Source organism: Thiomonas sp. DCM-2 (assembly GCF_056820905.1).
In genome coordinates, this window is record NZ_CM165962.1 from 1,048,108 (window position 1) to 1,062,375 (window position 14,268).

Annotated in this window: 15 protein-coding genes; 4 read left to right on the plus strand and 11 right to left on the minus strand. The window is 65.2% G+C overall.

Annotation, left to right across the window (positions count from 1 at the left end):
* Position 1 precedes the first annotated feature (1 nt).
* On the minus strand, positions 2-949 hold the full coding sequence (gene puuE, locus AC1ZQA_RS05070; protein ID WP_482678730.1) for an allantoinase PuuE: 948 nt from the start codon (positions 947-949) through the stop codon (positions 2-4).
* Positions 950-968: 19 nt separating this feature from the next.
* Positions 969-1,724 (minus strand): GntR family transcriptional regulator, encoded by a 756-nt coding sequence (locus AC1ZQA_RS05075; protein ID WP_482678731.1) that lies wholly within the window; start codon positions 1,722-1,724, stop codon positions 969-971.
* 181 nt (positions 1,725-1,905) lie between these two features.
* On the opposite strand from AC1ZQA_RS05075, the gene uraH reads away from it, so the two are divergent.
* The 3 genes from uraH (at position 1,906) to AC1ZQA_RS05090 (ending at position 4,414) form a co-directional block, all read left to right on the plus strand.
* Positions 1,906-2,259, plus strand: coding sequence for a hydroxyisourate hydrolase (gene uraH / locus AC1ZQA_RS05080; protein WP_482678732.1), 354 nt, complete (start codon positions 1,906-1,908; stop codon positions 2,257-2,259).
* 127 nt (positions 2,260-2,386) lie between these two features.
* Positions 2,387-3,592, plus strand: coding sequence for a urate hydroxylase PuuD (locus AC1ZQA_RS05085; protein WP_482678733.1), 1,206 nt, complete (start codon positions 2,387-2,389; stop codon positions 3,590-3,592).
* A 57-nt stretch (positions 3,593-3,649) separates the two neighbouring features.
* Positions 3,650-4,414, plus strand: coding sequence for a type III pantothenate kinase (locus AC1ZQA_RS05090; protein WP_482678734.1), 765 nt, complete (start codon positions 3,650-3,652; stop codon positions 4,412-4,414).
* Here the strand turns inward: AC1ZQA_RS05090 and hslU are convergent.
* The 4 genes from hslU to dksA form a co-directional block, all read right to left on the minus strand.
* Positions 4,402-5,730, minus strand: a complete 1,329-nt coding sequence (gene hslU, locus AC1ZQA_RS05095; RefSeq protein WP_482678735.1) for an ATP-dependent protease ATPase subunit HslU — start codon at positions 5,728-5,730, stop codon at positions 4,402-4,404. The genes AC1ZQA_RS05090 and hslU overlap by 13 nt on opposite strands.
* Positions 5,731-5,734: 4 nt before the next feature.
* The gene (hslV, locus tag AC1ZQA_RS05100; RefSeq protein WP_482678736.1) at positions 5,735-6,274 is read right to left on the minus strand and encodes an ATP-dependent protease subunit HslV; all 540 of its coding nucleotides are present in this window, start codon (positions 6,272-6,274) and stop codon (positions 5,735-5,737) included.
* Between the two features lie 65 nt (positions 6,275-6,339).
* Positions 6,340-8,274, minus strand: coding sequence for an STAS domain-containing protein (locus tag AC1ZQA_RS05105; protein WP_482678737.1), 1,935 nt, complete (start codon positions 8,272-8,274; stop codon positions 6,340-6,342).
* A 50-nt stretch (positions 8,275-8,324) separates the two neighbouring features.
* A complete protein-coding gene (dksA, locus tag AC1ZQA_RS05110; protein ID WP_482678738.1) occupies positions 8,325-8,813 on the minus strand; it encodes an RNA polymerase-binding protein DksA in 489 nt (162 codons plus the stop codon).
* Between dksA and AC1ZQA_RS05115 the strand changes: the two genes are divergently transcribed.
* Positions 8,812-9,117 (plus strand): hypothetical protein, encoded by a 306-nt coding sequence (locus AC1ZQA_RS05115; protein ID WP_482678739.1) that lies wholly within the window; start codon positions 8,812-8,814, stop codon positions 9,115-9,117. The two genes, dksA and AC1ZQA_RS05115, sit on opposite strands and share 2 nt — an antisense overlap.
* A gap of 270 nt (positions 9,118-9,387) precedes the next feature.
* Here AC1ZQA_RS05115 and AC1ZQA_RS05120 read toward each other — a convergent pair whose 3' ends face one another.
* From AC1ZQA_RS05120 to dapF, 5 genes are all read right to left on the minus strand, one after another.
* Positions 9,388-10,425, minus strand: a complete 1,038-nt coding sequence (locus AC1ZQA_RS05120; RefSeq protein ID WP_482678740.1) for a CobW family GTP-binding protein — start codon at positions 10,423-10,425, stop codon at positions 9,388-9,390.
* A gap of 66 nt (positions 10,426-10,491) precedes the next feature.
* Positions 10,492-11,673: a class I SAM-dependent rRNA methyltransferase gene (locus AC1ZQA_RS05125; protein WP_482678741.1), complete on the minus strand. Its 1,182-nt coding sequence runs from the start codon at positions 11,671-11,673 to the stop codon at positions 10,492-10,494.
* Positions 11,674-11,691: 18 nt separating this feature from the next.
* Positions 11,692-12,693, minus strand: coding sequence for a tyrosine recombinase XerC (locus AC1ZQA_RS05130; protein WP_482678742.1), 1,002 nt, complete (start codon positions 12,691-12,693; stop codon positions 11,692-11,694).
* A 24-nt stretch (positions 12,694-12,717) separates the two neighbouring features.
* Positions 12,718-13,389 carry a DUF484 family protein gene (locus tag AC1ZQA_RS05135; protein WP_482678743.1) on the minus strand — a complete coding sequence of 224 codons (672 nt, stop codon included), beginning with the start codon at positions 13,387-13,389 and terminating at the stop codon, positions 12,718-12,720.
* A gap of 13 nt (positions 13,390-13,402) precedes the next feature.
* Positions 13,403-14,266: a diaminopimelate epimerase gene (dapF, locus tag AC1ZQA_RS05140; protein ID WP_482678744.1), complete on the minus strand. Its 864-nt coding sequence runs from the start codon at positions 14,264-14,266 to the stop codon at positions 13,403-13,405.
* Positions 14,267-14,268 lie beyond the last annotated feature (2 nt).

Consider the following 14,268-nt stretch of genomic DNA (forward strand, 5'->3'; position numbering starts at 1 on the left):
GTCATTCCCAGACGAAAGCCGTGGCGACGTGGAACGGATGCTCGGCCTGCCAGTGCCGCGCGATGTCGATGCGCCGTGCGATCCACACGCGGTCGAAGCGTGCGACATGGTCGAGAAAGCGCTGCAGCGCGCGAATGCGGCCCGGGCGGCCGAGCAACCGCGCGTGCATGCCGATGCTCAGCATCTTTGGCGCTTCGGCGCCTTCTGCATAGAGCACGTCGAAGCTGTCGCGCAGGTAAATGAAAAAGTCCTCGGCCTGGGCAAAGCCCTGCGGCAGGGCAAAGCGCATGTCGTTGGCATCGAGGTTGTAGGGCACGACCAGATGCGGCGCCAGCGTGCCGTCGGTCTTGCGCACCTGCAGCCAGAAGGGCAGGTCGTCGCCGTAATGATCGCTGTCGTAGGCGAAACCACCGTGGTCGGCCACCAGGCGGCGGGTGTTGGGGCTGTCGCGGCCGGTGTACCAGCCCAGCGGGCGCACGCCGCAGACGGCTTCGATGGCCTCCACGCCCAGGCGCAGGTGCGCGCGCTCGGTGGCCTCATCGACGTTCTGATAGTGAATCCAGCGCCAGCCGTGGCAGGCGATCTCATGCCCCAGTTCCACGCAGGCACGGGCGAGGTCGGGGGTGCGCTGCAGCGCCATGCCCACGCCGAAGACGGTGAGTGGCAGGCCGCGTTGCTCGAATTCGCGCAGGATGCGCCACACCCCGGCACGGCTGCCGTATTCGTAGATGCTTTCCATGCTCAGATGGCGCGCGGGGTAGGCAGCCGGGTTGAACAGTTCGGAGAGGAACTGTTCGCTGGCCGCGTCGCCGTGCAGCACGCAGCTCTCGCCGCCTTCCTCGATGTTGAGCACGAACTGCAGCGCCACGCGCGCACGGCCCGGCCAGTTGGCCTGTGGCGGGTTGCGGCCGTAGCCGATGAGGTCGCGGGGGTAGCGAGGGTTCGGCATGATGGACGTCCTTCTGCTTTCAAGCCGCCGCGGTCAGCGCCTGGGCGAGATCGGTGCTGCTGGTTCGTGGGTGATAGAGCAGACTGCTTTCGGTGGCCAGCAGGTGGGCTTCCATCAGCGCCCTGGCCTTGGGTACGTTGCGCGCCTCCAGCGCCTTGAGGAGGGCCACATGTTCGTCCGACGAATGCTGCGCCGCGCGTGATGACTGGTACATCAGCGTGATCAGTGCGCAGCGCGAGATCAGCTCCGACAGGATCTGCGCCAGCACATGCTGGCCGATGCGCTGCGCCATCAGCACGTGAAAGTCACCGAGCAGCCGGGTGCGCCCGGTCACATCCACCCGGCTGACCACGGCCTGTTCCTGCCTGAGGTGCGCACGCAGGGCGCGGAAGTCTGCTGCCGTGGCCTGCTCGCAGAATGCCTCGACCAGATGCTGCTCGAGCACACGCCGCACCGCGAACACCTGCTTGGCTTCCTCCACCGAGGGCTGGGCGACGAAGGCGCCACGTGCCGGCTCCAGCGTGACCAGATGGTCACGCGCCAACTGAAACAACGCCTGCCGCACGATGGTGCGCGACACACCGTAGATCGCCGCGATCTTCTGCTCGGTGAGCTTGGCGCCGGGGGCCAGGCGGTGCTCGATGATCGCTGCGGTAATCGCGGCGACGATGGTCTGGGTCGAGTCGGCGACTGGGCTGTCGACAGCCGCTGCCGGGCGCACCACCTTCCCCGCGGGGGATTGTGACTTCGAGGGTGCCTTGGTGCGCGCGTTCATGGTCTCCCTTCTTGCGATGTTTCTCGGCATGGCATCTGCCAACTCCAAAGCATGCCAACGGGCTGTGGGGTTGTGAGTCCACTTGGTTTGCCAGTAGCATACAACTTATCTTACGATTGTATGCAATAAGGCTTCAATCGAAGTCTTCGAGCCATATTCAATCCAGGGATCGAAAACCGCGATGGGCGCGCTGACCACACACATTCTCGATACCGCGCATGGGCATCCCGCTGCTGCCGTGCGCATCGATCTCTACGCCGAACAGGGTGCAGGCTGGATGCTGCTTCGCTCTGTCCAGACCAACTCGGATGGTCGCTGTGAACTGCCACTGTTGCAAGGAGCCGACCTGCAGCCTGGACGATACCGGCTGGTGTTCCACATGGGTGCCTATTTCAAGGGGCTGGGCCTGACGCTGCCTCAGACACCCTTTCTCGATCAGATTCCGTTGGAATTCGGCGTGGCCGATGCAGGGCAGCACTATCACGTTCCCTTGCTGGTGTCGCCCTGGAGCTATTCGACTTACCGAGGCAGCTGAGGCAGGCTGCCAGATCAACCAGGATCGCCGCAGTGCGGTGCGCCATCGCAGATGGCACGCGATCCGACAGACTTTCGCAGGGCCTGCAGTGGCGGAAGTCGTTTTCATATGACTCTCTGGGGGCGTCATGACGAACGACTTGATCAACACCATCTTGCCCTACGCGATGAACTGGGCCGACCTGTTGTTGCGCTGGCTGCATGTCATTGTGGCCATTGCATGGATCGGCTCTTCGTTTTATTTCGTCTGGCTGGACAACAGCCTGGAGCCGCCCAAGGCCGCCGACCTCAAGGCCAAGGGCGTGGACGGCGAGCTGTGGGCGGTGCATGGCGGTGGCTTCTACAACCCGCAGAAATACATGGTGGCTCCCAGGAACCTGCCGCAGCACCTGCACTGGTTCTACTGGGAGAGCTACACCACCTGGCTGTCCGGCTTTGCCCTGCTGTGTGTGCTGTACTTCTATCACGCGGGCATTTTCATCGTCGATCCACGTGTGTACGCATGGAGTTCACCGGGGCTGGCGGTGGCCGCCATGCTGAGCTTCCTCGTGGTCGGCTGGCTGGTCTATGACGGCATCTGCCGCCTGTTCGGCCAGCGCAGGAACGGCGACCTGATCGTGGGCATTCTGGTCGCGGCATACGTGGTGCTCGCGGCCTGGCTGGCCTGCCATCTGTTTGCCGGGCGCGCGGCGTTTCTCATCATTGGCGCCATGCTCGGCAGCTCGATGAGTGCCAATGTGTTCTTCTGGATCATTCCGGGTCAGCGCCGCGTGGTTGCGGCCATGCGCGCCGGCCAGACGCCCGACCCGATGGATGGCAAGCGCGGCAAGCAGCGCAGCGTGCACAACACCTACTTCACTCTGCCCGTGCTGTTCGCCATGCTGTCCAACCATTACAGCTTCGTCTACGACGCGCCGAACAACTGGCTGGTGCTGGTGCTGATGATGCTGGCCGGTGCGCTCATCCGCCAGTTTTTCGTGCTCAAGCACAAGGGCGCGTGGAAGTGGCAGTACTGGCTGGTGGGCGTGGCCATCATTCTCGGCGTGGCGATTGCACTCGCGCCCAAGCCGCAACCTGTGCGGGCATCGGCCGAGCCGGTGCGCTTTGCCACGGTGCAGCACATCGTGCAGCAGCGCTGCTTGCTTTGCCATGCCGGGCCCGCTGCGCAAAAAGGCGTGCGGCTCGATTCACCGCAGGACATCGTCAGCCACGCGCAGGCCATCTACCAGCAGGTGGTCGTGCTCAAGGCCATGCCGCTGAACAACGCCACGCAGATCACCGAACTGGAGCGCGCCGAGGTCGCGTCCTGGGTCAAGGCGGGTGCGAAGCCCTGAACGCTGCTGCATGCTCTGCTATGGTGCATGCGTTCTTGGTTCGCAGCACGGATCGGCATGCACCTCCTTGTTCTCGATGTTGGCAACACCCGGCTGAAATGGGGGCTGTATGCTCGCCCGCAGCGCGGCGCGGAGTTGCTTGCCGGTGGTGCAATGTTGCTGGAGGAAGTCGATCAATTGCGGCATGTGCTGGCCGGTCAACCACGCGCTGAGCGGGTCATCGGCTGTGCGGTTGCCGGTGCGGTGGTGACGGCGCGGGTGTGTGCGGAACTCGATGCGCTCGGGCTGCACTGCAACTGGATTGCCGCGCAGTCTGAACAATGCGGCGTGCGCAACAGCTATGCCACGCCCTCCTTGCTGGGAGCGGACCGCTGGGCGGCACAACTCGGAGCGCGTCAGCGCATTCCTGATCGGGCGGCAATGGTCATCAGTGTGGGTACCGCGGTCACGGTGGATTGCCTCAGCGCCGATGGCGTGTTCATCGGCGGCATCATCCTGCCCGGATTCGGTCTGATGCTCAAGGCGCTGGAGATGGGCACTGCGGGATTGCGCGTGCCCGAAGGTGAGGTCGTGGAGTTTCCCACCAACACCAGCGATGCGCTGATGACGGGCGGGGCGCTGGCCATCTCGGGCGCTGCGCGGCAGATGCATGCGCGTCTGCAGGCCCTGGCTCAGGGCGAGGTGACCGTGCTGCTGACCGGCGGTGCGGCGCCCAAGCTGCGTGATGCGCTGGGCCTGCCGCATCGGCATGTCGAACACCTGGTGTTCGAGGGCCTGCTGTGCATCGCCGCGCAGCAGGAACAGACACTTCAGAGCACGTAGCGCGACAGGTCTTCGTCTCGCGCGATATCGCCCAGACGCTGGTTGACCATTGCCGCGTCCACTTTCACCGTGCTGTGCTGCGCGCCGTCGGCGTGGAAGGACACCTCTTCGAGCAGCCGCTCCATGACCGTGTGCAGCCGCCGCGCACCGATGTTCTCGGTTTTCTCGTTCACCTGAAAAGCAACTTCCGCCATGCGACGGATGCCGTCGGCGGTGAACTCCACCTGCACTCCGTCGGTTGCCAGAAGTGCTGCGTATTGCTTGGTCAGGCTGGCGTCCGTGCTGGTGAGGATGGCCTCGAAATCGGCGACGGACAGCGACTCCAGTTCCACCCGGATCGGGAAGCGCCCCTGCAGTTCGGGAATCAGGTCCGAGGGCTTGGCGACATGAAACGCCCCGCTGGCGATGAACAGGATGTGGTCAGTGCGCACCATGCCGTACTTGGTGCTCACGGTCGTGCCTTCCACCAGCGGCAGAAGGTCGCGCTGCACGCCCTGGCGCGAGACATCGGCGCCCTGGGTGTCGCTGCGCGAGGCCACCTTGTCGATCTCGTCGAGGAACACGATACCGTTCTGTTCCACGGCGCGCAGCGCGCCGGCCTTGATCTCGTCCTCGTTGACCAGCTTGGAGGCCTCTTCGTCGATCAGCAGCTTCTGGGCTTCGCGCACGGTGAGCTTGCGCTTCTTGCTGCGCGTCTGTCCCATATTGGCAAACATGGAGCGGATCTGTTCGGTCATGTCTTCCATGCCGGGCGGGCCCATGATGTCCACGCTGGCTGGATGCACCGCGACGTCGATCTCGATTTCCTTGTCGTCGAGCTGGCCCTCGCGCAGGCGCTTGCGCAGCATCTGCCGCGTCGGGTTGGTCTCGGTGATCGATGCCGCGTGACCACTGGAGTCAGCCGGTGCGGGCAGCAGCACGTCGAGGATGCGATCTTCCGCGCGGTCTTCCGCCCGGGTGCGCTGCGCACGCATCGCGTTTTCACGCGCCAGCTTGACCGCCGCTTCCATCAGATCGCGGATGATGGTGTCCACATCGCGTCCGACATAGCCCACCTCGGTGAACTTGGTGGCTTCTACCTTGATGAACGGCGCGTCGGCCAGCTTGGCCAGGCGGCGCGCAATCTCGGTCTTGCCCACGCCGGTGGGGCCGATCATCAGGATGTTTTTCGGCGTGATCTCGTGGCGCAACGGCTCGGCAACCTGCTGGCGACGCCAGCGGTTGCGCAGGGCAATGGCCACGGCCTGCTTGGCCTTGGCCTGGCCGATGACAAAACGGTCGAGCTCGGAGACGATTTCTCGGGGAGTCATGTTCATGGCGTCATTCCCCCAGGGTCTCGATGGTGTGCGACTGATTGGTGTAAATGCAGATGTCTCCGGCGATCTGCAGCGACTTGGCCACGATCTCGCGCGGGCTCAGCGCGGTGTGCTCCAGCAGCGCCCTTGCCGCCGACTGCGCGTATGCACCGCCCGAGCCAATCGCCACGATGCCATACTCGGGTTCGAGCACATCGCCATTGCCGGTGATGATGAGCGAGTGCTCGGCATCGGCCACAGAAAGCATGGCCTCCAGGCGGCGCAGCATGCGGTCGGTCCGCCAGTCCTTGGCCAGTTCGACCGCGCTGCGGAGCAACTGCCCCTGGTGCTTTTCCAGCTTGGCCTCGAAGCGCTCGAACAACGTGAACGCGTCTGCAGTGCCGCCGGCGAAACCGGCGAGGATCTGGTTGTTGTAGAGCCTGCGCACCTTGCGTGCGGTGGATTTGACGACGATGTTGCCGAGGGTGACCTGACCGTCGCCGCCCAGGGCCACGGTGGAACCTCGGCGCACGCTCAGAATGGTGGTGCCGTGATATTGATCCATGCTGCGATTTGGGGATGTGCCGAAGAAACTCAAGGGCCGCGATGATGTGCGCGGCGCGGGCGCAGTCAGTCGCGCCGCAACTGGATGAGCGCGTGCTCGTGCAGGCCGAGAATGCTGAACAGCCCGGCGATGAGGCGATGCACCCCGGTGAACTGCAGGGTCTTGCCGGCGTCGTGCTGGGTCATGGCCCAGTTGAGCAGGGCCCCTGCGCTGGAAAAGTCGATGCGGCGCAGTTGGCGCAGCGAAATGCTCATCTGCTCGTGCGTCCTGGCTGCCTGGTCGAGCGGGCCGAGGAAGGCGCTGGAGCTGCCGGTGATCTCGCCGCTGAGATGCAGTTGCGCCGAGCGCGAGCCGCCGTTGCCGAGCACCGAATGCGGGCTCAGGCCAGAGTTCTGGAAGTCAGCCGGGGCCGAGCTTGCGCCCGTGCCGGATGCCGTGCTGTCCACCCCGGCCAGATCGACCCGGGCGCGGCTGGGCTCCCAGGTGGGCGGAGAAATTTCGTAAGTGACGCAATAGTCGAGCGCGATGGCGTCGAAGTCGTCCTGCTGATTCATCAGCCGCAGCAATTCCAGACGCAGCGCCCACCACTGCGCATCGGCCTCGCGCTGCATGGCCGGCGCCTGCGCCTGGCACAGTGCCAGCAGATTTTCCGTGCCATGCAGGGTCACGGTGCAGGCGGTCTGATTGAGCTTCTTCAGCCCCTCGACCAAGGCGGGCAGGGCGGAGGCGGCAATGTTGCGGACTTCGGAGAAGTTCAACTCCACTGCAGAGGGCGCGTTGAGCAGCAGCTTGCGCAGCCGCTCACCTTGTGCCAGGTCGACGTTTGCCGAGAACGTGATCGATGGCCTGAAGCTGCTCTCGGCCGGTTTGGGTGCGCTGGGCGCGGCGGGCAGGCCATCATCGGTCATCGGTGCCGAGGTCTGGAAGCGGCTGACGAAATCGACCACCAGGGCTTCGAATTTCTCGATCTGGTGCGATGCCCGGAACAGATCGAACAGCGCCAGCCACAGCTCCTTTTCCGCGCCGAGGTCTTGCGAGTTGGAGATGGCGTCGCGCAGCGCGGCTTCTGCAGCAGCGTCGTCGCCATTGGCGAAGTCCATCACCGCCTGGTCGAACAGAGGATTGGAACTCAGGGCCTCGTGCACTTCCACAGCGAAGAATGCACTGGGCATGAAATCGTTGCTCGACCGCAGCCAACTGTCGCCCGATGCCACGGAGACCCGGGAGGGCATGGCGTCCGCACTCAGGCGCGTGGCGGCGGCCAGCGTGGGCTGTTCGTCAAACGGCAGGGGCGCAGCACTCTGCCCGCGGGTGAGCGCCTGAGGGACAGTCGGCGTGTAGGGAACCGTGGGGGCGTAAAGCGGGGGCTGCGTCGTGGGCGTGCCGGGGGAGGTTGTTGGGCCGGATTGCGTTGGTATGCCTGTTGCCGCAGCGGGGCCAAGCCCGCCGGGTTTGGTCATCAGCGTGGTGTCCGCGTAGGCCGTGTCGATTTTCCATTGCACTGCGCCACTGCCCGTTGTCTCTGGGGTAAGCGATGCTGCCGTGAGGGGGGGCGCGGCGGAGGGCAGCCCCAAGGGAAGTGGAGGCCGCGACTGGGGAGATGGCGCCGCAGGCATCTGTCGGGTCACGGGTGCGCGGGTGCGGGCTGGTGCGGCCGCTTGGTCCCCCGCCATCGATTTTTCGATTTCGTTGATCTTGCGCAGCGTCTCGTCCCGGTCGTGCACGGGCGCGGGCTGTGAACTCAGGTCGGGCACATTGGTCTGGAGGCTGTCGTCCATGCCCAGGTCGGTGGCCTCGCGCTTGCGCAGTTTGCGCAAGCCATCGAGTTCGCGCTTGCGGATGAAATCATCCTGCCGCTTCTGGTCTTCGCGCGCCTTGACCTTGGCGAGGCTTTCATGTTCCTGCAGGGCTTGCTCATCGGTCAGCGACCAGTCGCGGGTCGGGTTCTTGACGAAAGAACCCACCCGCTTCCAGAAACCGCCTGATCCCGAACTGCTCATGCTGCTGGGGCCTCTGCGTCGCTGCGTGCCGAACTGGTGGTCGACACGCCTTAGTCGTTGAACATGCGCTGCTTGATTTCGCGGCGTTGCTGTGCCTCGAGTGACAAGGTTGCGGTGGGCCTGGCCAGCAGGCGACCGACGCCAATGGGCTCGCCGGTTTCCTCGCACCAGCCATACTCGCCGCTCTCGATGCGGGCAAGCGATTGCTCGATCTTTTTCAGCAGCTTGCGCTCGCGGTCGCGTGTGCGCAACTCCAGCGCGTGTTCTTCCTCGATGGTGGCGCGATCGGCCGGATCGGGCACCAGCAGGGTGTCCTCGCGCAGATGTTCCGTGGTCTCGCCCGCGTTCTTGATCAGATCGTTGCGCATGCCGGTGAGCAGGCGCTTGAAATAATCGAGTTGAACCTCGTTCATGTACTCGGACTCGGGCATGGCCAGCAGGTCCTGCTCGGTCAGGTCGGAGGCCGACTTGTTCTTCCAGGCATTGGCATGCTTGGGATCGGTTTTCTTGGGTGCGGGTTCGATGGTTGTGCTGCTCATGGAACTTCTGTCGAGTCGGATGGGTTCCGGCGACCCCATGGCCGCCGACAAGGGCTTTGCGGCGTGCAGTTTACTCACACCAGAAGACGAGGAACGCCGCAGGGCCGTCGCGGCTTTTTTTGCCGGCGCGGCAGGCGCAGCCTGCACAGCGGCTGCAGAACTGGGTGGCGCCTTGGATGTCGCGACATCGGCGGATTTCCCGGCGTGCTTGACGGCGGCTTTCTTGTGTGACGTACCGGACGGAGTTTTGTCAGGTGCAGCAGCCGTTTTCAGCGACGTCGCTTTTTGGGGCGCCGTTTTTTGAGGCGATTTCACCACGAAAATCCTCCCGAACTTCTCGATTCCGACGGCAAGTCGCCGTCTGTTTTGCGCCGTCTTGCGCTGTGCCTCGTGCCGCCCAGGCGTACTTGCGCACGACTTGCCGCATCAGCAGCACCAGTCAAAACAGAGCCCGGATCATCTGTTCCCGATCGTCTGCCCGCCACTGCCCAGTCACCAAGAGGTTTCTCCCTGCCAGGACACTGTGGGTCAAAACCGGCCGATTCTATTCACTTCTTGCGACAAGGCAAGGCGCTCAACTGATCAGGCACTGCTGCAGTCCCTGTTCGAGAATGTCGCGGGGAAGGTCGATGCCGATGAAGACCATCTTGCTCTGTCGCTGTTCCTGCGGCCCCCACGGCGCGGCGAGGTCGCTGCCCATGAGCTGGTGCACGCCCTGGAAGACCACCTTGCGGTCGATGCCCTGCATGTTCAGCACGCCCTTGTAGCGCAGCATGCGCGGACCGTAGACCTGCACGATGGCGCCAAGAAAGTCCTCGAGCTTGGCCGGATCGAACGCCTTGTCGGTGCGGTAGACAAAGGACGTCACGTCGTCGTCATGATGATGGTGATGCGGGTGATTGCAGTGCGCGCCATGTTCGTGATGATCATGGTCGTGATGATCATGATCGTCGGCCTTGAGGAAATCGGGGTCGATGTCGAGTTTGGCATTGAGGTTGAAGCCTTTGAGGTCGAGCACCTGCGCCAGCGGCACCTCGCCGAAGTGCACCACACTCTGTTTTGCCCGCGGATTCATGTGTGCAAGGCGGTGCTGCAGCGCGGCGAGCGCGTCCTTGCTCACCAGATCGGCCTTGGAAATGAAAATCTGGTCGGCAAACCCCACCTGGCGGCGGGCCTCCTGCCGGGTGTCGAGCTGCTGCTCGGCATGCACCGCATCGACCAGGGTGAGGATGGCGTCGAGCATGTACTGGCTGGCGACTTCGTCATCCATGAAAAAGGTCTGCGCCACCGGGCCGGGGTCGGCAATGCCGGTGGTTTCGATGATCACACGGTCGAACGCGATCTCGCCTTTGCGCCGCTTGAGCGCCAGATCGGCCAGGGTGGCGCGCAGATCGTCGCGGATGGTGCAGCAGATGCAGCCATTGGACATCTGCACGATCTGCTCGCCTTCCTCGCGCACCAGAATGTCGCTGTCGATGTTTTCTTCGCCGAACTCGTTTTCGATCACGGCAATCCTGGAGCCATGCGCCTCGTTGAGCACGCGCTTGAGCAGGGTGGTCTTGCCGCTGCCGAGAAAACCGGTGACGATGGTGGCGGGGATGAGGGTAGACATCGGGGAATTCCTTTTAACGGAGCATTCTGGGAGGTTGGGGACGATCGTCGAAAAATCAATCTGCGATCAACTGCGGCGCAGCAACAGACCCTTGAGATAGTCGCCTTCGGGAAAGTGCAGGGTGAGCGGATGATCCAGCCCGGCGCCGGTGCGCGCGACGATCTGCGCGTCGGCGCCCGCGTCTAGTGCGGCGCCAGAGACGATTTTCTGGAACAGGTCGCCGCTGACTCCGCCAGAGCAGGAGAAGGTGAGCAGCCAGCCGCCCGGTGGCAGCAGGTGAAACGCCAGACGGTTGATGTCCTTGTAGGCCCGGGCGGCACGTTCGACCTGCTGCGGGGTGGAGGCGAACTTGGGCGGGTCGAGCACGATGGCGTCGAATTGCACGCCCTCGTTGCGAAGTCGGCGCAGGGTGGCGTTGACATCGGCATCGACAAAGGTCGTGCGGGCCGGATCGAAGCCGTTGAGCGCCACATGCTGCGCCGCCAGGGCGAGCGCTGGCGCGGAGGAATCGACCGACACCACCTGCTGCGCGCCGCCGGCCAGCGCGGCCAGGGTGAAGCCGCCGGTGTAGCTGAAGCAGTTGAGCACGCGCTGCACGCCATGGCTGCGCACCAGCTCGGCAAAGCGGACACGGGCGTCGCGCTGGTCGAGGTAAAAGCCGGTCTTGTGGCCGGTGGCAACATCGACCATCAGCCGCAGGCCGTTTTCGCTGATCTCGACCTGGGTGCTGCCCTCGCCATGCAGCCAGCCAGCAGATGGCGACAGGCCCTCGCGTTCGCGCACCGAGGCGTCGGAGCGCTCGTACAGGCGGACCTCGGGCAAGAGCGTGCGCAGCGCGCCGACCAGCGTGGTTTTCCAGCGTTCGATGCCGGCGCTGCCGGCCTGCAGCACCACGATGTCGGCATAGCGGTCGATGATGCAGCCGGGCAGACCATCGCTTTCGCCGTGCACCAGGCGACAGGCGGTGAGGTCCAGCCCGAGCGCGCGGCGACGTTCGATTGCAGCGTGCAGCCTTGCGGCGAAGAAGTCGGCATCGATCCGCTGCGCAACATCGAAACTCCACACCCGCAGGCGGATCTGCGAGCTGGGGCTGAATGCAGCCCAAGCGAGAAACTGGCCCTCGTGCGACTCCACGCGGACGGTTTCCCCGCTGTCGGCACTGCCTTTGGCGATGGAGCTGGCAAACACCCAGGGGTGGCGACGCAGCAGGGAACGTTCCTTGCCGGGGTGCAGGCGGATGGTCTTCATGAGAGAGGGGCGGCAGGCTCAGGTCTTCTTGCGCGCACGCGGGTGGGCGGCGTCATAGACCTTGGCCAGATGTTGAAAGTCCAGGCGGGTGTAGACCTGCGTGGTGGCGATGCTGGAATGACCCAGCAATTCTTGCACTGCGCGCAGATCGCCGCTGGACTGCAGCACATGCGAGGCAAAGGAGTGGCGCAGCATGTGCGGATGCACACGGGCGTCCAGACCGGCCGCCTTGGCGTGCTCGCGCAGTTCCAGCCAGACCCGCTGCGGGGTGATGCGTCCGCCACGCGCGCCGAGAAACAGCGCGGCCTGTGCGTCGGCATCGGCGTCGGAACGCAAAAGTGTGGCGCGGTGCGCGAGCCACTGCCGCAGCGCCTGCAGCGCGGGCTGGCCGATGGGCACGCTGCGGCGCTTGTTGCCCTTGCCGGTCACGGTGGCCTCTGCCGCGTCCCAGTCGATCCAGCCGCGCGCGGTGGCGCTGGCACGCAGATCGAGCCCGGTGAGTTCGGACACGCGCAGGCCGCTGGAGTACAGCAGTTCGGCGATGGCATGCACGCGGGCGTTGCGAGCGGCAGCGTCGTCGCGGTTGCGCGCCTGCGCTGCGGTCGACCCTGTTGATTCAGGCATATAGGCGGCAAGTGCCACGGCCTGATCGACCGACAGCGCCTTGGGCAGCGGCTTGGCGGCCTTGGGCGCGCGCACGTCCTGCACCGGGTTGGCGGCAACATCGCCGTTTCGACCCATCCAGCGGAAAAAGCTGCGCCAGGCCGACAGCCGGGCCGCGATGGCGCGCGGGCTCATGCCGTCGGCGTGCAATTGCGCAGCCCAGCGGCGGATGTGGGCGGATTCGATCGGCATGTTGCCCAGGTGCTCCGCGCGCTGCAGCAGGTCGTCGAGGTCGCGCCGGTAGTTGACCAGGGTGCCCTCGGCCAGACGGCGCTCGGTCTGCGCATGGGCGAGATACTGCACGGCCAGTGCGCGCAAGTCGGCAGGGGCGGGCGCTGGCGCCTGATGCGTGGCCATGGACAGCGCGCCCTCTGCCACGTTCTACCGCGCCAGCAATCCCACGAGTGCAGCGCTGGAGAGCTGGCTGATGTGGGTGAGAAAGTCTGTGCCCATATCGGCGGTGAAGCGCTGGGTGTCTGGCGAGGCCAGCACCAGCAGCCCCATGCACATGCTGGTGTGCGGGTTCTGCAGGGGGATGAGGGCGAGGGACTGCGCCATTTGCGCATCAGCCAGCCAGTGCGTGGCCTCGAAGCCGGGATTGGGACCGACGAAGGGCGCCGCCAGACTGGCGGCGAAGGTCTTGGCGTCATCGCTCACCCCGGTGGCGAAATCGAGTGCGGCGAATTGCTCGCGCACCGGCCAGAGCTTGAGTGCGGTCATCGGCAGGTCGAAACTCGCCTTCAGTGCTTCCTGCAGGGTGTGCGGCAACTGCTCCGGTGCGCCCTGCTGTGCCAGGATCAGGTCGCGTGCCCACAGCAACAGCTTGCCCGCCAGCGCTTCGTTGTCCACGGCGTTGCGCATCATCGCTGCCAGGCGGTGCTCCAGGGTACGCATCTTGTCGCGCAGCATTTCCATCTGGCGTTCCTGCAGCGACACCGCGCGGTTGCCGTGCGGGCTGTGGAGCTGCACCGTGGTGAGCAGCTCGGCATGGCGCTCGAAAAATTCGGGGTGGGCGGCGAGATAGGCGGCCAGGTCGTGTTCGCTCAGTTCCATGCGGGGATCTCCATCAGGGCAGATCGGGAAGGTCGATCGTGCCGTCAAAAACAAAGGTGGCCGGGCCGGTCATGTGCACGGCGTGGCCCGGCCCGGCCCAGGAAATGGTCAGCAGCCCGCCGCGGGTCTGCACATCGACCGCGCCCTGCAGCCAGCCGTGGCGCAAGCCGGCGACGACCGCAGCGCACGCTCCGGTGCCGCAGGCCAGGGTTTCGCCGGCGCCGCGCTCCCACACCCGCAGGCGGATGTGCTGCGGATCGACGATCTGCATGAACCCGGCGTTGACCCGCCGGGCAAAGCGCGGGTGATGCTCGATCTGCGGGCCATGCTCCGCCACCGGCGCGGCGTCGATGTCGGTCACGCGCTGCACCGCGTGCGGATTGCCCATCGACAGCACGCTGACCCAGACGGTCGCGCCGGGCAAGTCCAGCGGCCACTGCTCCCAGCCGTCCACCTGCCGCGGCGACAGCCCGCTGGCGTCGAACGGGACTTGCGGCAGTTCGAATACCGGCGCGCCCATGTCCACGGTGACGCGGCCGTCGGGCTGGAGTTCGGGCGCGATCACGCCCGCGAGCGTCTGCACCCGGATGCGGCGCTTGGTCGTCAGGCCCTTGCCATGCACATAGGCGACGAAGCAGCGCGCACCATTGCCGCACTGTTCGACCTCGCCGCCGTCGGCGTTGAAGATCCGGTAGCGGAAATCCACCCCGGGCTGGGGCGCCGGCTCGACCAGCAGGATCTGGTCGGCACCCACGCCGAAGTGTCGGTCGGCGAGCAGCCGCAACTGCGCCGCGCTCAGCGCGAGGCGCGCGCGGGTGGCGTCGAGCACGACAAAGTCGTTGCCGGCGCCGTGCATTTTGGTGAACGCGAGTTGCATGG

Coding starts and splice junctions, on each gene's coding strand:
- puuE (WP_482678730.1), bottom strand. CDS start 949: ATGCCGAACCCTCGCTACCCCCGCGACCTCATCGGCTACGGCCGCAAC.
- AC1ZQA_RS05075 (WP_482678731.1), bottom strand. CDS start 1,724: ATGAACGCGCGCACCAAGGCACCCTCGAAGTCACAATCCCCCGCGGGG.
- uraH (WP_482678732.1), top strand. CDS start 1,906: ATGGGCGCGCTGACCACACACATTCTCGATACCGCGCATGGGCATCCC.
- AC1ZQA_RS05085 (WP_482678733.1), top strand. CDS start 2,387: ATGACGAACGACTTGATCAACACCATCTTGCCCTACGCGATGAACTGG.
- AC1ZQA_RS05090 (WP_482678734.1), top strand. CDS start 3,650: ATGCACCTCCTTGTTCTCGATGTTGGCAACACCCGGCTGAAATGGGGG.
- hslU (WP_482678735.1), bottom strand. CDS start 5,730: ATGAACATGACTCCCCGAGAAATCGTCTCCGAGCTCGACCGTTTTGTC.
- hslV (WP_482678736.1), bottom strand. CDS start 6,274: ATGGATCAATATCACGGCACCACCATTCTGAGCGTGCGCCGAGGTTCC.
- AC1ZQA_RS05105 (WP_482678737.1), bottom strand. CDS start 8,274: ATGAGCAGTTCGGGATCAGGCGGTTTCTGGAAGCGGGTGGGTTCTTTC.
- AC1ZQA_RS05115 (WP_482678739.1), top strand. CDS start 8,812: ATGGAACTTCTGTCGAGTCGGATGGGTTCCGGCGACCCCATGGCCGCC.
- dksA (WP_482678738.1), bottom strand. CDS start 8,813: ATGAGCAGCACAACCATCGAACCCGCACCCAAGAAAACCGATCCCAAG.
- AC1ZQA_RS05120 (WP_482678740.1), bottom strand. CDS start 10,425: ATGTCTACCCTCATCCCCGCCACCATCGTCACCGGTTTTCTCGGCAGC.
- AC1ZQA_RS05125 (WP_482678741.1), bottom strand. CDS start 11,673: ATGAAGACCATCCGCCTGCACCCCGGCAAGGAACGTTCCCTGCTGCGT.
- AC1ZQA_RS05130 (WP_482678742.1), bottom strand. CDS start 12,693: ATGGCCACGCATCAGGCGCCAGCGCCCGCCCCTGCCGACTTGCGCGCA.
- AC1ZQA_RS05135 (WP_482678743.1), bottom strand. CDS start 13,389: ATGGAACTGAGCGAACACGACCTGGCCGCCTATCTCGCCGCCCACCCC.
- dapF (WP_482678744.1), bottom strand. CDS start 14,266: ATGCAACTCGCGTTCACCAAAATGCACGGCGCCGGCAACGACTTTGTC.